The following is a 19,834-nucleotide window of genomic DNA, read 5'->3' on the forward strand; positions in this document are numbered from 1 at the left end:
CTACTTGTAGCACAAACTTATTAGGGTATTGATAATATGTACCTCAGTACAGGACAAAGAGATTAAGGAGAGAATAAAAAATAGTAGATAACGCGTAGACAAAGCTCTATTAGTTAGGTTGTTAAAGACTTAAGAGGCAAGAGAATGATTACAGCGTTATCACAATTAATAGGAGACTACTTTATTTAATAGTTTTGCAAGTATAAAATTAATAGAACAAATAATATTAGGATTACTGCAAGTGAGAGATGTAAATCTTACACAACTTGCCTTAACGATAAAAGGAGACAAGCAAGAATCACGCTATAAGAAATTACAGAGATTTTTTGCCAAATGTGAATTATCATACACATCCTTAGCCAAGTTACTGGTTAGGTTGGCTGGAATTGATGCTGAACAATGGTTATTAGTGCTTGATCGGACAAATTGGAAATTTGGTAAGCTTGACATCAATATTTTAGTATTATCTATTTGCCATAAAGGCATTGCTATACCAATTATGTGGGATATGTTGACAAAAGCAGGAACTTCTAATAACGTTGAACGTCAGCAATTAATGGAAAGGTTTATTACTGTATTTGGCCTCAGTACAGGACAAAGAGATTAACAAGGTGATAATCGAAGTAAAGATGGTGTTATGGGCTTAATAAATTTTGTTATAACTTCCATCATTTCTTCAATATTCAAAAATATTCTCTGCAAGTAATCTAAGCCATACCTGAATAAGGAGATAGACTTTCTACCGTGTTTTTTAAGCTTTATGGGTCTGATAGAATTTTACCATTGACCCACAACATAAGCAAAAGTAAATGCTATAGCAAGTAAACCAAGCAATTTACTAATTCTATCTAAATGTATTATATGGGTGTTTTCAAAGTTAAATCCTCGTGTTTTAAGGCAAGCAAAAAGATTTTCTATTTCCCATCTTTTTTTATATATATTTAGTGCTATATTAGGGTTATCATTGGTAGCTATGATTACTAATTCTCCCTTGATCATTACGCAATGCCGCTACAGATACTTCCCAAATATCTTTTTCCTTTAAACAACATATATTCACCATTCTGTAACCTTCTAACAAACTGTTCTAATAGTTTGTTTATGTTTTTACATAATACGTAGCATTTTGTTTGCTGCTCTTAATTAAATGATTAGCAGTAACTAATTCATCTTCTGTTCTACCAATGGTAAGATTGGCTGTGATTCTAATATAAAATGGTATCATTTTATCAGCTAAAAACTTTAGCCATAAATCACCAATCAACTCCCGATCCCCAAGCAATGCTGACATCTTCTCTATGCCAAATACAGTAATAAACCTTTCCATTAATTGCTGACGTTCAACGTTATTAGAAGTTCCTGCTTTTGTCAACATATCCCACATAATTGGTATAGCAATGCCTTTATGGCAAATAGATAATACTAAAATATTGATGTCAAGCTTACCAAATTTCCAATTTGTCCGATCAAGCACTAATAACCATTGTTCAGCATCAATTCCAGCCAACCTAACCAGTAACTTGGCTAAGGATGTGTATGATAATTCACATTTGGCAAAAAATCTCTGTAATTTCTTATAGCGTGATTCTTGCTTGTCTCCTTTTATCGTTAAGGCAAGTTGTGTAAGATTTACATCTCTCACTTGCAGTAATCCTAATATTATTTGTTCTATTAATTTTATACTTGCAAAACTATTAAAAAAGTAGTCTCCTATTAATTGGAAAGTCATGCGGCATATATCTCCACTGACACCCAGTACGTAATACATAAAAAATTGCATTCAAAATCTCTCTTTTGCTATGTTTTAAAGGTCTACCTCCCTTTACATACGATACTTGAAACAACCCCTCTATCCTTAATCATTCTTCATCTGTTAAATCTGTTGGATAATTTTTTCTGCTCATTCTTCTATACTTCTTACTAATAATACTTTGTTCACTTCATCATACCTTAATTTTAGTTTGAGGACAAGCTCTTACACCACTACCAATATTAATTAAGTTGCCTATGCTTATTGGCAATATGCAACTCCAACAAATATCAGTAATTGGATTGACAAAATGCCCCTGACATGTAATACTTGCAGATACTGAAAATGGCATAAAAATAGCCACTAACAGTAGGATACTTAACCGTGTCTTTGTGCCTTGAGCTGGGTCGCCAAACTTTTTGCTCAAGGCCGTATTATTGATATTTGTCAATGTTTTTACCTCTTACATTATTCAAATTCCTCAAAAGGATTTAGTAATTTTACTGCAAATTTAGTAAAATGCTTGGTACTACGAGTAACTAAAACCATATCATGAACTATTGCTTGGGCAGCAATTAGGCTATCTACCTGATTTGTAGCATCAATAGCAAGTAATTCACCCCAACATTTACATACATTATTATCTATACCAATGGTTCTAGCGGTATATTTTTTAATTAAAATATCTTGCCACCTTTCTAAACTTAATGAGGCTATTAAATCTGTTTGTCTCTTTTTAGCAATCCCTTTTTGAATTTCACCAATTGTTAAGTAACTTATATATAATGATTCTATAGGTACTTGATATAACCAAGATATTACTTGGCTATTTGGACTTTTCTTACGAAACTCTGACAATATATTAGTATCAAGTAAATATCTCATATATCAATATCTTCCCTAGCTTTACTTGGTTTTCTTTCAAATAAATCCTCTTCATCATCATTATCAATTTTTGGTATGGATAATAAAAATTCTTTAAATGACATAGGAGGTTTTATTTTATCACCCATATAATCTTCCACTGAGATAATATAGACTGCTTTATGTCTCTTCTTATCATTTACTAATTGAGGTTGCCCGTTTTCAGCAAGTTCAATAATTTCTTCAAAATGTTCCTTTGCCTCTTGTAATTGCCATTTTTGCATAAATTACCTCTAATGTTGTTTATTTGTATATTATAACTGTTTTTTTACGACCACTAATCAATTTCTACTTCTTTTATTCTTAAAACTTTTCCTTCCTGCTGAATTATTGCTAGTACTTGCTTAATTTTATTTGTCAATGTTTTTACCTCTTACATTATTCACATTCCTCAAAAGGATTTAGTAATTTTACTGCAAATTTAGTAAAATGCTTGGTATTACGAGTAACTAAAACCATATCATGAACTATTGCTTGGGCAGCCAATTGGCTATCTATATCATTTGTTCCATCTATTACTAATAACTCAGCCCATTTTTGACAGACAGCTAAATCAACATTTAATATTTTATTGGAATAGGTTATTAGTATTTCTTCTAGCCAATTCTCTAAATTTAACGCTGTTGATTTATCAGTTTTAGCTTTCTTTAGTATCCCCTTTTTTATCTCCCCAACACTAATGCAGCTGATATATAATAACTTCGTAGGAATTTTATCAATCCATGCAAGCACTTTAGGATTTGGTATCTTTCTGTTTAATTCTGAAAGTATATTGGTATCAAGCATATATCTCATAATTCAACATCTCTAGCTTTGCCTTGAGCTCTTTCAAATAAATCTTCTTCGTCATCAACAGTTTTAGGTATTGATAAAAGCATTTCTTTAAAACTTTTCTTTGGAACTCTTGCTTTGTATTTTTCAGCAGAAACTATATATACTACGTCTCTAGATGACTTTACTATCTTTTGCATTTCACCATGCAATGCACTATCAACTAATTCTTCAAAATGTTCCTTTGCTTCTTGTAACTGCCATTTTTGCATAATTCACCTCTAATTTTATTAATTTACTTATAATAGCATTTTATTAGTTATGACTCAAATTTTACCTAAAATAGTCCATTGTGCATTATAACTGTTTTTTTACGACTACTAATCAATTTCTACTTCTTTTATTCTTAAAACTTTTCCTTCCTGCTGAATTATTGCTGGTACTTGCTTAATTTTAAATTTTGTTGTTAAAACTCCTGCTTGATCAAAATATACTTCTCTATCAAGTTCTTTCTGTAAATCAAGTGGTCTACCAGCTACTAATATCAATTTGTCTTCTGCCTTTATTACTGAGCTGCTTTGTTGCTGCTTAAACCACTCGACTTGCTCTTTATCTCTGCTATCAATAAATATCAACTTCTTGTCCAAGTTTATATGATCTAGCGGATTAACTTTTGTACCTATCTTGTGAAGTAGCTTGCCATCTGGCAAAATAATATCCTCTTTTATTATGTAGCTTGGATCATAAGTAAAATCTTGTGCTTTTTGAGTACGTTTGATATTGCTAACTGCTACCGGCTGCTCTATTCGAGTTTTAGCGATTTCTAACATCTTGCTTTTCTCCTGTTCTATATCAACTAATTTTAGTTTTCTTTCGATCATTGCTAAAAATCCTTCTTCTTTAACCTCAAAAATTGTTCCATATATGCCAAAATCCTTAGCAATAGTTATTTGTGGTAGTAGAATTACTAAAATCATTGTAAGAGCTTGTCCTCAAACTAAAATTAAGGTATAATGAAGTGAACAAAGTATTATTAGTAAGAAGTATAGAAGAATGAGCAGAAAAAATTATCCAACAGATTTAACAGATGAAGAATGGTTAAGGATAGAGGGGTTGTTTCAAGTATCGTATGTAAAGGGAGGTAGACCTTTAAAACATAGCAAAAGAGAGATTTTGAATGCAATTTTTTATGTATTACGTACTGGGTGTCAGTGGAGATATATGCCGCATGACTTTCCAATTTGGAAGACAGTATATGAACAATTTAGAAGATGGAAGAAGCAAGGTGTATTTGAACGTATGAACCATGAACTTATCAAGGATGTTAGAAGAAAATTAGGTAGAAATGAGTATCCTAGTGCTTGCATAATAGATAGTCAGTCTGTCAAGACAACAGAAAAAGTGGAGCTAAAGGTTATGATGGAGCTAAGAAAATTAAGGTCAGAAAGAGGCATATTATTACCGATACACAAGGCTTTGTGTTAGGTTGTTATGTCGGTTCTGCGAATGAGAATGATCGATACGGAGCTACAGTGCTACTCAGTAACATGCAAAAAGAGTACACTACTAATTAAACAAATGTGGTCTGATATGGGGTATCAGTCTAAAGATTTAAAGGATCTCATTAAGGAAAAGTATAACATAGATTTAGAAATTGTTAAACGACCAGTGTGCAGATTTTGGATACCAAAAAATACACCACTAGAACTATTGCCAACAAGGGAAGTTGGGTTTAAAGTACAGCCAAGGCGATGGGTTGTTGAGAGAACCTTTGCTTGGATAAATAGAAATAGAAGGCTCTCCAAGGAGTATGATTTTCTTACTGATTCTAGTGAAAATATAATTTTTTTGGCTATGAGTCGATTACTTCTTCGTAGGATTACTTCTATTACTTAGTTTGCGGACAAGCTCTAAGACATCGGTTTAATAGCTTAGGGTGTCAATCCCTGCGTAAGCAGCTTACTATTACCCATAAGTTTTTCTTGACATTTATGGTAATAGGAAGACTAATAGCTAGGGAGATAAGTTAAAATCGTCCCTTTAAAGGAAAGAAATAAACCGTCTATTAGCGAGAAGACCGTAGGTCGACGAAGCAATTGACAAGCTTCATGGATTGCCACGCTTACATACGTTCGCTCGCTAATAGACGGCTTAAGCCTTATAACAACACTTCGCTAATAGACGATTTTTTAACTTTCAACAGTTGTGACCTTACGACCTCCTCGCAATGACGTTAATTTAGATATATATGATAAAAATACTGTTTCATTTTCCTATTGTTAGAATTTACCTAATATTTCAGTTTATTACTCGTATTCTATTAAGCTCATATGCTTTATGGCAACAACAAATAACCATATCTGATCTAGTGTCAATTTTTGTTATTGGTACATTTAATGATCTAATATCTCTTTGTTATTTTTTACCGATAATTTTACTGCTGATCGTTGGTTTTTACAAATTATTGGCTCGATATAAATTGTTGTATTTAAGCTGTTGCTTTATCAGTTATTTCTATACCATTGCTCTCTTAATATTTATTACAATTGCCGAGATTACTTTTTGGGATGAGTTCGGTGTTAGATTTAATTTTATTGCTGTAGATTATCTAATTTATACCCACGAAATTATTGGTACTGTAAAGGAATCTTTACCCTATATAGAAATATCATTAGCTATTATAGTTATTGCACTATTGATTAGTTTTTTCTTTAGAAAATATATAATTAATCAAGCAAGTACTCTAAATGGCAAGAAACATATTTTTTGTGTGATAATGCTATTTTTGTTTAGCCTAGTTGCTTTTTATTTCTATAACCCTAATAAAATTGCTTTTAATTCTAATAAATATGCTATCGAACTTGCTAAAAACGGTTCATATGAGTTTTTCTCTGCCTATTTTAATAATAGCTTAGATTATAATAAATTTTATCCAGTAGTTGATAAAAAACAAGCTTTAGATACTGTTCGCACTAGTTTATCAAAAAACAAAGAACTATACTTAGATGATTCTACTATAGCACGTTATATCAAAGCTAATTCTTCTAATAATAAAAAATATAATATTATTTTTATTACTGTGGAGAGTCTTAGTAGTGAATTCATGGGTAAATTTGGCAATCAACAAAATATTACTCCAAATTTAGATAGATTAGCTGATGAAAGCATATTTTTTACCAATCTATATGCAGTAGGAACTAGAACAGTAAGAGGTTTGGAAGCTATTACTTTATCAGTACCACCAACTCCTGGTTCTTCCATTATCCGTAGACCTGATAACCAATCGCTATTTAATATAGCTACTATTTTTAAGAATGCAGGTTATGTTATTAACTTCATAAACGGTGGCTATAGTTACATTGATAATTTGCAAAATTATTTTCATGGTAATGGTTATAATATAGTTGATCGAGGTAATCTAAAATCAAATGAAATAAGTTTCTCTAATATTTGGGGAGTAGCTGACGAGGATATATTAATAAAATCACTAGAGTTAGCTGATCAAAATTATAAGGAAGGCAAAGCTTTTTTCTCATTAATTATGACTACCTCTAACCATCGTCCTTATACTTTCACCGAAGGTAGAATTGATCTAGCGTCTGGTAGTGGACGTAATGCAGCTGTTAAATATACTGACTATGCTATTGGTAAGTTTCTTGAATTAGCAAAAACTCGCCCTTGGTTTAATAATACTATCTTTGTTATCACTGCTGATCATTGTGCATCAAGTGCTGGCAAAACTGATTTACCGATTAATAAATATCACATACCTCTATTAATATACGCTCCTAATATATCAAAACCACAGATAATTGATAGTTTAGCAAGTCAAATTGACATTGCTCCTACTATTTTGGGATTATTAAACTTTTCCTATAATAGTAAGTTTTTCGGTCAAGATATGTTAAACATACCGGCAAAAAGAGCATTTATCAGCACTTACCAATTGCTTGGTTTTATGAAAGATAATCACTTAGTTATCTTAAGCCCACAGGGACAGCCAAAAACTTATAAATTAGTTGGTAAAGATAAAATAGAGACTGAGAATATTCCTAACTTAGTAGAAGAAGCTATTAGTTTTTATCAGATAGCTTATGATTTATATATTCAGGGTGAAATGAGGGAATAACACGAATTTGGGATCAGAATTTGTCAATTCTTATCCCAAATTGGGGTAAATAGATTTCTTGAATTACATCTAATAGTAGCTTATTTTAAATAAAAACCTACTGTTAGATGAATGACCCTAAGAGATTATAAATTAATTTTTAAGCTTGCCAAAAGCATTTTAGAACAGGAATATCACAATCTCAGCCTTTGGTATTTCGTTAGTTTCATTTATGGTATCGTTATTTATTTTACTTTAAGTAACGAACCTTCCTTTATATCTATTCTAGCTATTTTCACAATTTCTTTATCACTAATAATCTTAAGAAATAACATATTTGGGCGATTTATTTCGGGCATAATTATTGCTTTTTCATGCGGTATGTTAGTGGGCAAATATCGTATATCAAATTTACATGTTGTTGGTATTAAAAAGCCGATAATTTCACAAATAGGTGGCACTATAGAATCGATGAAACCGACCACTCATGGTATGCAAATTATCTTACATCAGGTCAAAATTCAAAAACTTAATAGGTCTAATCAGGTTTTAGAGAAAGTTAGGATAAGCATGCCAGCAAAATATGCTCAAGAAATTAATATTAACGATAGCATTAACCTAGTGGCTCAGCTTTATAAGCCTCAAAGTAGTATTCTACCAGGTGGCTATGACTTTGGCTTTTATGCATATTTGGCAGATATCAACGCCACTGGCTATGCGCTATCACCCCCCCAAATTATAGCACATAGTAATCTCTACACTAATAGTTTTATCTATAAAATTAAAAAAAATATTTACAACCGCCTAATCCAAATACTTGGTTCTATTAAAGGTAATTTCGCCGCAGCAATATTACTAGGAGAAACAAAAGCCATCGATAGAAAATTAATGAAAGAAATGAGACAAAGCGGTATATCTCACATACTTTGCGTCTCCGGTTTACATTTGTCATTGGTAGCTATGCTGTTTTTCATATCAGCAAGATTCTTATTAAATCTATCAAATTATATTGCTTATAATTACAACATAAAGTCAATTGCAGCAATTTGTTCTTTAATAGGCAGTTATGGTTATTTGGAGCTAAGTGGCATGCAAATTGCTGCCACAAGGGCATTCATTATGACGGCAATTTTTATTTATGCAGTTATGATAGGACGGAAGCCCTATCCCCTAAGATCGCTCGCGATTGCAGCTTTCATAATATTATCGGTAAATCCCGAATATATATTTCATCCAAGCTTCCAATTATCTTTTGTGGCAGTATTATCGCTAACTGCTGGTTACGAATTTTATATAAGAAATCAATGGATTTTAGGTAAAAGCAAGGGCATTTTTTCTTCCATAAAATTTTATATTGCCTCTAATATTTATTCAAGCTTCCTTGCAAGCATAGTAACTGCTCCTGTAGTAATAAACCAATTTTATACATTTCCTACTTATTCTATTCCCATGAACCTTATTGCTGTACCTATAATGTCTTTCTTTCTGATGCCGTTATCTATTATCTCATTATTCTTAATGATATTTGGTATAGATCAATATTGTTTAAAATTAATAGGTTTTTTCATTGATATAATTATTGCAGCAGTGAAATTTACTAATACCTTACCATTATCAGTATGGTATTTTGGTTATATAACCAAAATTAGTTTAATTACTTTCTTATTTGGATTTTTTTGGACTTGTTTATGGAGAACAAAGTGGCATTTCTTAGGTCTGATTATAATGATTATATCTGTAATCTTAATGCTAAATTCTCCTAAACCTAATTTCATATTTGATATAAATTTAAATGCTATTGGTATAAAAAATAACAATGGTGAACTTGACATTTATGTGAATGAGATACCAGAGTTTAAGCGTATATATTGGGCCAACTGGTTTGGTCAACAGGATGCTAAAATATTCCCTATAGAAAAAAATATTTTTACTTCCGATGGATACACAATTTTGATAAACTATAAGCCAATTGTTCCAAATAAAATATGTGAAAATGTCGATATATATATTAACATGTCGAGTAGAAACCAATGTAAAGGTAACAAAATTACTATTACTAAAGAATTTCTAAGAGAGTTTGAAGTAATAATGATATTTTGTAATCAGCACGAATGTACAATTAAAACAAATAATAAAAAAAGATGGCAGGGTAACTGCAAGAGTTTTTAGTGATTGCTAACATTAATTAAAGATATTTTTATGCCCAAATTAGAGAAGTTTAAATCAGATATAGCTAATATTGTTGGTGAACCAAAGGAAGGCTTTGTACAGGATATAGATAGATTCAAAAGCCTACTCAACTTTAGCTTTGATTCGAAATATACTCCTGAACTTGCTGAAGCTATGGAAAGCATGGGAATAGAGAAAGAAGTAAAAATACAGGTGTCGTTGGATGATGACACAACAAATGTACTTTCACAAACTGTTGAAGCTACTAGCCAAAAATTTGGTGAATTTAAAGGCAATATTAGCACCACCCTTAATGCTCATGGTGAACTTGCTAAAGGATATTCTGCCGAATATGTTAAAGGACAACCTAATTTAGATAAATTCGGTCAACAAGCTAAACAAATGGATACATTGATAGAAGAGTTTCCACATAAATCCTTACAGAAAACTGAACAAATTGATACAATTGCAACTATAGGAGCTGGTACAGAAAAAATGTATTCGGCATTGGAATTTTCACCAGCTGATCCAATGCATGTCAGAACTATTACAGATTTAGGTGCAAAACTGAGGCATTATATTAAATCATTTGTTAAATCACCTGAGGAACAAAAAGAGGCTTTTATTGAAAATGGTGCTGGGACAATCCAAGCTATTGATAAAGCAAATAGAAGTGATGGATTGCAAACTAGTAAGACTGCATTAGAAAAGATATTAAGCAAACTTGAGGGTACAGCCGGATCTCAAATATATCACCGTCTGAGAAAGACTCTCAATAAAAACGATATATCTATGGGAGATGGTAGTAGTACTATTAAACCTAATACCACCCCTTCTAACACAAAGCATTCTAATAAAGATAAGGGACGGTAGATCCCCGCCGTAGCCGTAACTCATGGGTGTCAATTTAAGCATTTTAAGTAACCTGATTTTTTTATTTTGAGTTCATAATGTCTGTTACTACAGTAACAATAGATGATAGCGATGATGAAGAACTATATATAAGGCGGAAGTACATAGAGTGTCATTTTTATGGGAGGCATGATGTTTAAATTAGAACAAAAATATTCAGGATTAGTAGCTGGAGTAGATGAAGCCGGCAGAGGACCGCTAGTTGGTTCTGTAGTAGCTGCATCTGTTATCATTGATCAAACAAAAATCATACATGGTATCAAAGATTCTAAAAAACTTACTAAAACAATGAGGGAGTTGTTATATAAACAAATAACCCAAAATTATATTTGGTCTGTTGGTATAGTGCATCACGATGAGATAGATAAAATTAATATCCTTGAAGCAACTAAAAAAGCTTGTACTATATCAGTAGCAAATCTTGCTGTTAAACCGGATACGGTATTAATAGATGGTAATATGAAATTTCACGATCCAAGATTTATTAGTATAATAAATGGCGATAATTTATCAATTTCTATTGGAGCAGCATCTATTATTGCGAAAGTTACTAGAGATCGCTTAATGCTTGAATATGCCAAAGAATTTCCGGAATATATGTGGCACAAAAACTCCGGTTATGGTACTAAAGAACATCTAAATGCTATAAGCCTTCACGGTCTTTCGCCTTATCATAGAAAAAGTTTTAAGATAAGAAGTTCTACATTATAGGCTATAGAAGGGCTATTTAAAAAAACTTGATTATACTCTTCTGCTCCTACGAATTGTTTTTTGAAAATATCATGGAAAGGAAAAATGCATTCTTACAGCGGTTTTGCGAATGCATTTTAAACCTTTTTAAAGCTAATTATACTTCTCTGATTTGTTTAAATATTAATTTTTTTTTACTAAATATGTTTATTTTACGAAAGAAATTAGTTAGATATCTTGGCTTTGATATATCACGTTTATAGCTTTGCTTAGTCATTAATACATAGTTAGAAATTAAGGAAGGTATAACTTCGGAATAATATACTTTATATAATCCTTGCATTGTTGCCATAGTCGTTAAATATCCCCATTTCATCACCTGTTGGGGTACTCTTGCTAGAGCTTCTATACAGGCAATTGTTTCTTCGATCTCAGGGTCACTATTTTTATAAACATCTGCGACTGGTGCTAAATTAAACTTCATATCTTCAATCATAGCTCTAATCATCAGCCCCATATATTGCTCTTTTATGAATCTCTTAATAAAAAACAATTTTCTTCTATTAACGAAAAATAAAAATTTCTGTTTATATATAAAGCCAAGTAATCTTGCCCAATAAGCCCTTATACCCCGTATCTTGTTTTTATTATAAAATTTTACCTTTTCTTCATAAGTAATCATTTGCCTCATCCCTATAGAGAGAAGCTTGGCTAATAGTTTATCACAATTAATAATATCATCTATTCTAGCCTGTCTTACATGGGGGGTTGCTTTTGTTCCAGAAAAATTTGCTGAATGACGACTAATTTGACTGCCACTTGCATCTCTTTTAATATCAGCAAAATGCCCAAGTTCTTGCCCAGCTATAATTTGCAATCTAGCAGCTGCTGCCCATCCATCACCATAAGTTGGGTGATTTTTATCATTTTCAGCAAATGGATTTCCACCGCAGGAAACAAAGACTGCTACATTCTTACCGTCAGTACTTTGCATACCACTATTAGAACCCGAACGTTGCCAATCAACTATATCCATCATATCACCGATATTATGGGAATAAGTAATAAATACCTGAACCTTATCATGCAATAACCACCTAATAACTATAGGATGGGCTGACTGAACAAAAAGCCTTGTTAATTTTTCAGTAACGGATTGGTCAACTGGTTGTAATTTCTGAATTTGTTTTTTCAAATCTGTATAAATCGATGCCAGTTTTTTATCTGATATAGAAGATTTGTATAGAGATCTTAATAACTGATTAGTTTGTTCAATTAAATTTGGCTCGGTTATTTCCTCTTTACTTATCATCAAACTAATATTGAACTTTGGATCAGAAAATCTTGCAAAATTACAACTATTATCGGTATCTATCCTAAGTTTTCCTGATTTGATTAATTGCTGAGCTAATTGTTCATATTCTATTTGCATGTCCTCAGGATAAATAGCAGGAATCTTATCAAGTATATGATAAATTGAACTCATAGGGGTATACTGAATATTTTAAAAAACCTCAAAGACTTTATCCTTAATAACTTCATCAAACTGATCTAACGTTATATCAATACCAAGTTTCTTAAACGAGGTCACAGGCATATCTCTCAAACCACAAGCAATAATTCCGGAGAACATATCAAGATTTGTTGAAATATTTACAGCAACACCATGATATGTAACCCATTTTTTAACTCTAATACCTATTGATGCAATCTTTGCGGGTACACCGTTTTCTTTTACCCATATCCCCACTATACCACTTATAGTAAAAGCTTTAATCCCAAAATATAACAGGCTATTTATAATCCATTCTTCTAGTAGTTTAATATATAGTTTTAAATCCTTTTGCCTTCGTTCTGAGGCTAAATCAAGAATGGGATATATTACTCTTTGTCCACTACCGTGGTAGGTAAACTTTCCCCCCCTACCAGTATAAATTACCGGTATATCTCTAGGATTTAACAATTCATTTGCCTTAAAACTAGTACCTGCGGTATAAATATCCTTATATTCAACTAAATAAACAATCTCTTGTGAAGATTTATTGATTAAACTTGTAACCTTATCTTCCATCAACTTTATTGTGTCTTCATATTCTGAAAAGCCTGATAAGGTAACAAATTGAACCATAATATTAACCAAGGGTGAGCGAACGCAAGCAGTACATGAAGTACATAAGTACGCGAAATCCCCGCAATTATTTGCAAAAACCAATTCTTCAAAGCAGAAGAGTATATTATAATAACCTAAGTTCGATATAAGCACCAAACAAAATGCTACGCATTATGTAAAAACATAAACAAACTATTAGAACAGTTTGTTAGAAGAATTATTAATTCTTCTATAGAACTGGCTTTGTCATAAGGAAAAATGCACTCTTGAAGTAATTCTGCGGGTGCATTTTAACTTTTTTCATCATTCAATATGTGATTTTAATAATTAAAATCACATATTGAATGGCTCAGTACAGGACAAAGAGATTAAGGAGAGAATAAAAAATAGTAGATAACGCGTAGACAAAGCTCTATTAGTTAGGTTGTTAAAGACTTAAGAGGCAAGAGAATGATTACAGCGTTATCACAATTAATAGGAGACTACTTTTTTAATAGTTTTGCAAGTATAAAATTAATAGAACAAATAATATTAGGATTACTGCAAGTGAGAGATGTAAATCTTACACAACTTGCCTTAACGATAAAAGGAGACAAGCAAGAATCACGCTATAAGAAATTACAGAGATTTTTTGCCAAATGTGAATTATCATACACATCCTTAGCCAAGTTACTGGTTAGGTTGGCTGGAATTGATGCTGAACAATGGTTATTAGTGCTTGATCGGACAAATTGGAAATTTGGTAAGCTTGACATCAATATTTTAGTATTATCTATTTGCCATAAAGGCATTGCTATACCAATTATGTAGTAGACCCCTAATTTCATTAGCAAGGGCAGTACGATTTTTTACCAATCTCTCTCTTACTAGATGAATTGATAAAATATCTTGTTGTTCTACAGTTCTAATTGGTACAAACCTCATATTTGGTCTTGTTACCACTTCACATATAGCTTCTGCATCAGCTTGATCATTTTTATTAGTTTTAACATACGGTTTGACAAATTGTGCTGCCATTAGTTTTACTGTATGCCCCAATTTAGTTATTTCTCTTGCCCAGTAACTAGCTCCGCCGCAAGCTTCCATCCCTACCAAACATTTTGGTAAATTAGCCATAAATGTTAAAACTTGATCTCTCATTAATTTTTTCTTTAATACCGTCTTACCATTTTTATCTACACCATGAATTTAGAAAATTCTTTTTGCAATATCTATACCAATTGTGGTAACTTCCATCTTAGCCTCCTGATTGTTATTTTAATATTTAATATTAACTTTAGAAGATTAGCAACTGCTTTTCATTCTGTATATCAGGAGGTCCATACCATTATTTTATCATTTTGCAGATTTTGTCATTTGGGGCATCGTTAAATCAAATAAATTGAATAAATTTTGTTGAAACTCGCTTAATTTTGGTAATCTTGCAACTTTGCAACCCTTGATTGTGTAATATAAAAAACATACTTTATCCAGCTCTCTTAATGCTTCCTCAATGGTCACATTATATTTACCATCCTTGGTTACGCCACAACCTTGTTTCAACTTATTTTTCATATAGTGCCATATTTTTAATGCCAACATACAAACAAATACATGTCCCTTCGTTCTGTTGCTTTTCCTTAAAAAGATCGGTCTTACTTCGAGTAATCCTGTCTTCATACTGCTAAAATTCGATTCTACTTCATGTAAATTATGGTAAGCTTTATCAACCAATTCTTTACTCATCAGTTTAATTTCAATCTGTGTTTCAATCGCATAACAACCATCAAGAGCAAACAACTCTTTTTTCTTATCTTGATCAATTTCAACCACTATTTGGTTGCCATCTAATTTTAGGTTGATAAATTTATCTATCCGCCATTCTTTGGCAATTTTTTGAATATTATTTAAACCAAGTTCTAGCTTTGCTTTCTTATGGGTTGATACATATATATTACGTTCTTCAATCTTTGCAACCAATTTTTCAACTCGGTTATTCCTATCAAACTCAACTTTTCGGGCTATAGAACCATTTTTCCTTAAAATATATCTTTTGCCATTATTGGTTACTTCACATAGCTGTTCTTCAAAAAAACTATATTGCAAAACTCCGCTTTTCTTTAAGCTTTCAATCTCAACTTTACTTAAGGTTGTAATATAGTCCCATCCTTCTTTGCTCAGGGCTTCTTTGCCTGTCCTCTTAATCATTCCTTTATCACCAACAAAGACGATATTCTTAATACCAAAATTAGATTTTACTAGCTCAATCTGCTCATAAATGGTAGAAGGATCAGCACTATTACCCTTAAAAACTCTAACAGCCAAAGGTTCGCCATGATCATCAGTTAATAGACCAATCACTATTTGCTTTTTACCCTTCTTTTTATCCCGATTGTACCCATATTCCGCAAGTTCATTCTCTGTTCCTTCGAAATAGCTGGAAGTGACGTCATATAAAAGCATAACAGGCGGCTTGTTATTTTTCTTTTGATAAGTTTTAAATAATTTTAATTCGATCTTTTCTTGGTTCTCTTCTAACCATTCTAGAGCCTGATATAAATGGTTTTCATCAAATGAATCGACAGATAATACATCAGATATCGCATGCGATTTCGCCCATTTCACGCTGGAAAGTCTAGACCCTTGGTGAGCAAAGCGTGCTAAAACCAAAAATAGACTCAATAAAGCTTCTTTGCTTCTAGTACCAAGAGCCTTAGTAATACCAATTTCATCAGCAATTCTTTTTAGTAGAAAAATAGTCCCAAAACTTTCACCAACCTCAGGAACACCATCTAAACCATCAAATTCACCTTTAAGCATCTTCTTCCTGACTTCCGCAGATTTTTTGATATTAGTTGTTATAAGTGGCATTAGTAAGGAGGTGAAGTGGTACTCTCGTTCTGTTGTGCCTAGTAGATATTTTATTATTGACTTTAACTGCGATGTTGTTTATTATTTAATTAATTGAATATAGCCCCATATTTTATAGCCCTAATATGTACATACGTCGTAAAAAAACTCCTAATAGTCCAAGGCAATCTATTCAAATAGTGGAAGGTTATCGTGATAGTAAAGGTAACGTCAAACAGCGTATAGTACGTCATTTAGGAGTCTTCATAGATGAAGTAGAAGAAGCTAAATTAGTTGCCCTAGCACAAGATTTGATTGCCAAGATTAAAGCTGAGAGAGAAGCTGCAATTGGGCAGAGGAATTTGTTTACTGATGATACTAACGAGGTTAAAAGAGGTCGTCCAACTAACAAGTTGTTAAAAGATATTCTACCTGTTAACGAAGTAAAACTAAATGAGGTTGTAGAAGTCAAGCGAGTTGTTGAAGGAGTGCATCAAATAGGGGGGCATGTTTATGATCAAATGCATTTTAACCAGTTACTAGCAAGGAAACGTGACGCTGGGATGCTGAAGGATTTAGTGTTAGCCCGTATGGTAAGACCAAATAGTAAAAAAGGGATAGTTGAGTATTTAAGCGATCAATTTGACAGGCATCATGATCTAGATGCTACTTATCGGATGATGGACAAATTACATGAGCAAATACCTAAAATTAAAGAATTATGCTTTAAAAACACCCTAACCCTGATTCCTAATAAAGAGATTAGCCTAGTATTTTTTGATGTCACTACACTATACTTTGAATCAGTAGAAATAGATGAGCTAAGAGCCTTTGGCTATAGTAAAGATCATCGCTTTAATACTACCCAACTAGTTCTTGCCCTAGCAACTAATGAGGATGGATTACCACTTGGCTATGAGCTGTTTAGTGGTAATACCGCAGAAGTTAGCACCTTAATTAAATCAATTAACAGCTGGCAAGCGTATCTTAAAGTTAAAGATGTCTGTTTTATTGCTGATCGTGCAATGTTTAGTAAAGCTAACTTGCAAGCTCTCGATGAAGGTGGTTATCGTTATATTGTGGCAGCAAAGCTTAAAACACTCAAGAAAGAAAAGAAAGAAGAAATATTATCAGAGGAAAACTATAAGCCTACTGTTATAGGCAATGATCTTACTTGGATTGCCGATCTAGAGCATGATGGTAAACGTCTAATTACCAGTTATAAATCTAAAAGGGCTATTAATGATGCACAGGAGCGACAAAAAATTTTAGATAAAATTAATAAGACTATTGGTGAGTCTGGTAGTACTAAAAAACTTATATCTAATAGTGGAGTAAAAAAATATACTTCTAGTGAAAATGGCAAGAGCTATATTGACGCAGAGAAGATAGAGCAGGATGCGTTGTGGGATGGCATACATGGGGTAATCACCAATGACCAAACTATAACTCCACATGAAGCAATAGCAAAATATGCTAGATTATGGGTAATTGAAGAGCAATTTAGAATCAATAAACATAATTTACAAATGCGTCCAATTTTTCACTGGACTAAACAAAGGATAGAAGCACACATAGCTGTGTGTTATATGAGTTTTGCAGTGCTTAAAACTATAGAATACAAGGTTGCTCTGACCCAAAAGATCAGTGTAACTAACATCGTTGAATTATTAATATCAGTACAGGCTTCAATCTTAAGACATACAAAGACTGGTGATCTTTATAGACTACCAAGTGCAATAAAAAACGAAGCTAGAAAAATCTATAAAACCTTTAACATCAAGCGTTCAGACCATGCTGAAATATATTTAAAATAACAAAATAATGTTGTGCCTAAATTTTAAAAATCCTAGCACTATGAGCCTTCTAAGCTTATGCCTTATTAAAAAATGCGGAAGTCGGGGGAACACCATCTAAACCATCAAATTCACCTTTAAGCATCTTCTTAAAAGCTTCAATACGTAACTCATCCCAATTAGTTAGATTAGCTATGGTTTTATTTAATACTTTCCCGTCTTCGCGATAAGAGGTACGAAGCAATATTGCAGGACGAGAATTTCTATTTGGAACAGTTGTAATATACATGAAAGAGATTATATCTCTAAATTCCAGCATTGTCAAATAAAAAATATCATTTACATGACTACAAACTTCATGCCAAAACCACTGCAAACCTGATTCTTTAGGTGTTTTAAGCACTTTTTCGTCTAGAAGATGAGACGTGAGTACGCGAATACCACGCAGTTTTGCGAAACCAATTCTTCAAAGCAGAAGAGTATATATGTCATTCTCACTTTCACACACTGGTTCTACAACCAAATTGGAGAAAGAATTTTTGACAAAAACTCTTTATGTTTTTGTAACTCTTCCTTAGTTGGTTTGATAACTATAGTATTTTTTTTATTTGCCATAGTAGTTTGAACCACTAACTCGTCTATATTTTGTGCCTTTTGGCTATTAATATTGAAACTTATTTGCCTACCTCCAGTAAGTTCAACATAAACTTCTGCCAGTAATGCCGCATCTTTAAGTGCCCCATGCAACTTACGTGAAGAATTGTCAATTTTATATCTTTTACATAATGCGTCAAGATTAGCTTTCATTCCAGGAAACATCTTCCGAGCTAAAGCAAGAGTATCGGTAACATTGGAAAGTTCTAAATACTCTGTAGAAGGTCTTTTAAGCAGAGATAACTCATAATTAATAAACTTAATATCGAATGCTGCATTATGTATAATAAGCCTGCTATTGTTAATAAACCCTAAGAACTCGTCAACAATTTCTTCAAAAAGTGGTTTATCTTTTAAAAATTCCCCCGATATGCCATGTATTCGATAAGCTTCCGTCGGCATATCTCGCTTTGGATTAATATAAAAATGGAAATGTTTGCCGGTTAGAACTTTATTAACCATCTCAATAGCACCAATTTCAACAATTCGGTGACCACTCTTGGGATCTAAACCAGTTGTCTCAGTATCTAAAATTACTTCTCTTAATTGCTGCATTTTAATTTTTTTATTAGTTGAGTTATTTGTTTATTTAAATCTACTAGATTAACATCAGTATTAATAACAAAATCTGCTTTTTCTATTTTAATCTGTTGTGGCAATTGAATTTGTGCTATTTTATTATAAGCTGTTAAATTAAAAGCCTCTCTAGACATTGCACGTTTTAATCTAGATTCTTCTGAGCAGAATGTTGTAACATAAAAATCAAAATATTGATCAAATCCAGCTTCAAAAAGTAATGGTATCTCAGCAAATGTAATCTCTGATTTACTATTTTGCTGTTTAAAAAGAAACAAACTCTCCACTACAAATGGATGAATAAAATTTTGCAGTTTGTTTCTTGCTGAATCATTAGTGTAGATTAGCTCTGCAATTTTTCTTTTATCAAAGCTTTTTAGATCAGGTAGTAAGTTAAGAACCATATTTTGTATTTCTGACTCTTCGTATAGGTTCTTAACATATTCGTCAGCAGAAAAAGTTATAAATCCTAGATTAGCTAAATAATTTAAGACAAAAGTTTTCCCTGAAGCATAACTACCGGTGATTCCTACCGCGATCATTCT

The 19,834-nt window shown here is 32.3% G+C and carries 21 protein-coding genes and 3 pseudogenes; 8 read left to right on the forward strand and 16 right to left on the reverse strand.

The window, feature by feature from the left end; translation table 11 throughout:
* Positions 1-241: 241 nt before the first annotated feature.
* Positions 242-607 (forward strand): hypothetical protein, encoded by a 366-nt coding sequence (locus AAGD45_RS02700; protein ID WP_341761889.1) that lies wholly within the window; start codon positions 242-244, stop codon positions 605-607.
* Between the two features lie 170 nt (positions 608-777).
* Here AAGD45_RS02700 and AAGD45_RS02705 read toward each other — a convergent pair whose 3' ends face one another.
* The 9 genes and pseudogenes from AAGD45_RS02705 to traW all read right to left on the reverse strand — a co-directional run bounded on the left by AAGD45_RS02705 (position 778) and on the right by traW (position 4,422).
* Positions 778-999: a transposase gene (locus tag AAGD45_RS02705; RefSeq protein WP_341761890.1), complete on the reverse strand. Its 222-nt coding sequence runs from the start codon at positions 997-999 to the stop codon at positions 778-780.
* Between the two features lie 100 nt (positions 1,000-1,099).
* Positions 1,100-1,729, reverse strand: coding sequence for a hypothetical protein (locus AAGD45_RS02710; protein ID WP_341761891.1), 630 nt, complete (start codon positions 1,727-1,729; stop codon positions 1,100-1,102).
* Positions 1,716-1,853 (reverse strand): annotated as a pseudogene (locus tag AAGD45_RS02715) (transposase); the annotation flags it as partial. The gene AAGD45_RS02710 and the pseudogene AAGD45_RS02715, both read right to left, overlap by 14 nt.
* A 90-nt stretch (positions 1,854-1,943) precedes the next feature.
* The gene (locus tag AAGD45_RS02720; RefSeq protein ID WP_341761892.1) at positions 1,944-2,102 is read right to left on the reverse strand and encodes a TraU family protein; all 159 of its coding nucleotides are present in this window, start codon (positions 2,100-2,102) and stop codon (positions 1,944-1,946) included.
* A gap of 116 nt (positions 2,103-2,218) precedes the next feature.
* Complete coding sequence (locus tag AAGD45_RS02725; RefSeq protein ID WP_341761893.1) at positions 2,219-2,635, reverse strand: type II toxin-antitoxin system VapC family toxin; 417 nt, start codon at positions 2,633-2,635, stop codon at positions 2,219-2,221.
* Positions 2,632-2,898: a type II toxin-antitoxin system prevent-host-death family antitoxin gene (locus AAGD45_RS02730; RefSeq protein ID WP_341761894.1), complete on the reverse strand. Its 267-nt coding sequence runs from the start codon at positions 2,896-2,898 to the stop codon at positions 2,632-2,634. The genes AAGD45_RS02725 and AAGD45_RS02730 overlap by 4 nt, the downstream gene beginning before the upstream one ends.
* A 154-nt stretch (positions 2,899-3,052) precedes the next feature.
* Complete coding sequence (locus AAGD45_RS02735; protein ID WP_341761895.1) at positions 3,053-3,460, reverse strand: type II toxin-antitoxin system VapC family toxin; 408 nt, start codon at positions 3,458-3,460, stop codon at positions 3,053-3,055.
* 5 nt (positions 3,461-3,465) lie between these two features.
* Positions 3,466-3,717, reverse strand: a complete 252-nt coding sequence (locus tag AAGD45_RS02740; RefSeq protein ID WP_341761896.1) for a type II toxin-antitoxin system prevent-host-death family antitoxin — start codon at positions 3,715-3,717, stop codon at positions 3,466-3,468.
* A gap of 108 nt (positions 3,718-3,825) precedes the next feature.
* The gene (gene traW / locus AAGD45_RS02745) at positions 3,826-4,422 is read right to left on the reverse strand and encodes a type-F conjugative transfer system protein TraW (RefSeq protein ID WP_341761897.1); all 597 of its coding nucleotides are present in this window, start codon (positions 4,420-4,422) and stop codon (positions 3,826-3,828) included.
* Positions 4,423-4,498: 76 nt separating this feature from the next.
* On the opposite strand from traW, the pseudogene AAGD45_RS02750 reads away from it, so the two are divergent.
* From AAGD45_RS02750 to AAGD45_RS02770, 5 genes and pseudogenes are all read left to right on the forward strand, one after another.
* Positions 4,499-5,341 (forward strand): annotated as a pseudogene (locus tag AAGD45_RS02750) (IS5 family transposase).
* A 352-nt stretch (positions 5,342-5,693) separates the two neighbouring features.
* Positions 5,694-7,574, forward strand: a complete 1,881-nt coding sequence (locus tag AAGD45_RS02755) for an LTA synthase family protein (protein WP_341761898.1) — start codon at positions 5,694-5,696, stop codon at positions 7,572-7,574.
* Between the two features lie 111 nt (positions 7,575-7,685).
* Positions 7,686-9,722 carry a ComEC/Rec2 family competence protein gene (locus AAGD45_RS02760; protein ID WP_341761899.1) on the forward strand — a complete coding sequence of 679 codons (2,037 nt, stop codon included), beginning with the start codon at positions 7,686-7,688 and terminating at the stop codon, positions 9,720-9,722.
* Positions 9,723-9,725: 3 nt separating this feature from the next.
* Positions 9,726-10,595, forward strand: a complete 870-nt coding sequence (locus tag AAGD45_RS02765; protein ID WP_341761900.1) for a hypothetical protein — start codon at positions 9,726-9,728, stop codon at positions 10,593-10,595.
* 171 nt (positions 10,596-10,766) lie between these two features.
* The gene (locus AAGD45_RS02770) at positions 10,767-11,345 is read left to right on the forward strand and encodes a ribonuclease HII (RefSeq protein ID WP_410521071.1); all 579 of its coding nucleotides are present in this window, start codon (positions 10,767-10,769) and stop codon (positions 11,343-11,345) included.
* A 136-nt stretch (positions 11,346-11,481) separates the two neighbouring features.
* On the opposite strand, the gene AAGD45_RS02775 is transcribed toward AAGD45_RS02770, so the two are convergent.
* Both AAGD45_RS02775 and lipB read right to left on the reverse strand, forming a co-directional pair.
* A complete protein-coding gene (locus tag AAGD45_RS02775; protein WP_341761902.1) occupies positions 11,482-12,810 on the reverse strand; it encodes a DUF2748 family protein in 1,329 nt (442 codons plus the stop codon).
* Positions 12,811-12,828: 18 nt separating this feature from the next.
* Positions 12,829-13,452, reverse strand: a complete 624-nt coding sequence (gene lipB, locus AAGD45_RS02780; RefSeq protein ID WP_341761903.1) for a lipoyl(octanoyl) transferase LipB — start codon at positions 13,450-13,452, stop codon at positions 12,829-12,831.
* Positions 13,453-13,884: 432 nt separating this feature from the next.
* Here lipB and AAGD45_RS08705 point away from each other — a divergent pair, with 432 nt between their 5' ends.
* Positions 13,885-14,244 carry a hypothetical protein gene (locus AAGD45_RS08705; protein WP_410521072.1) on the forward strand — a complete coding sequence of 120 codons (360 nt, stop codon included), beginning with the start codon at positions 13,885-13,887 and terminating at the stop codon, positions 14,242-14,244.
* On the opposite strand, the pseudogene AAGD45_RS02785 reads toward AAGD45_RS08705, so the two are convergent.
* Positions 14,242-14,622, reverse strand: a pseudogene (locus AAGD45_RS02785) (IS110 family transposase); the annotation flags it as partial. The gene AAGD45_RS08705 and the pseudogene AAGD45_RS02785 overlap by 3 nt on opposite strands.
* Before the next feature lie 147 nt (positions 14,623-14,769).
* A complete protein-coding gene (locus tag AAGD45_RS02790) occupies positions 14,770-16,284 on the reverse strand; it encodes an IS1634 family transposase (protein WP_341761904.1) in 1,515 nt (504 codons plus the stop codon).
* Positions 16,285-16,409: 125 nt separating this feature from the next.
* Here AAGD45_RS02790 and AAGD45_RS02795 point away from each other — a divergent pair, with 125 nt between their 5' ends.
* Entirely contained in the window at positions 16,410-18,080 is a 1,671-nt protein-coding gene (locus tag AAGD45_RS02795) for an IS1634 family transposase (protein ID WP_341760830.1), read from the forward strand.
* A gap of 55 nt (positions 18,081-18,135) precedes the next feature.
* Here AAGD45_RS02795 and AAGD45_RS02800 read toward each other — a convergent pair whose 3' ends face one another.
* The 3 genes from AAGD45_RS02800 to coaE form a co-directional block, all read right to left on the reverse strand.
* Positions 18,136-18,462, reverse strand: a complete 327-nt coding sequence (locus AAGD45_RS02800) for a hypothetical protein (RefSeq protein WP_341761905.1) — start codon at positions 18,460-18,462, stop codon at positions 18,136-18,138.
* 110 nt (positions 18,463-18,572) lie between these two features.
* The gene (dnaQ, locus tag AAGD45_RS02805; protein ID WP_341761906.1) at positions 18,573-19,268 is read right to left on the reverse strand and encodes a DNA polymerase III subunit epsilon; all 696 of its coding nucleotides are present in this window, start codon (positions 19,266-19,268) and stop codon (positions 18,573-18,575) included.
* On the reverse strand, positions 19,256-19,831 hold the full coding sequence (gene coaE / locus AAGD45_RS02810) for a dephospho-CoA kinase (RefSeq protein WP_341761907.1): 576 nt from the start codon (positions 19,829-19,831) through the stop codon (positions 19,256-19,258). Before coaE ends, dnaQ begins: the two co-directional genes overlap by 13 nt.
* Positions 19,832-19,834: the final 3 nt, after the last annotated feature.

Source organism: Candidatus Tisiphia endosymbiont of Thecophora atra, assembly GCF_964026395.1.
GTDB lineage: Bacteria > Pseudomonadota > Alphaproteobacteria > Rickettsiales > Rickettsiaceae > Tisiphia.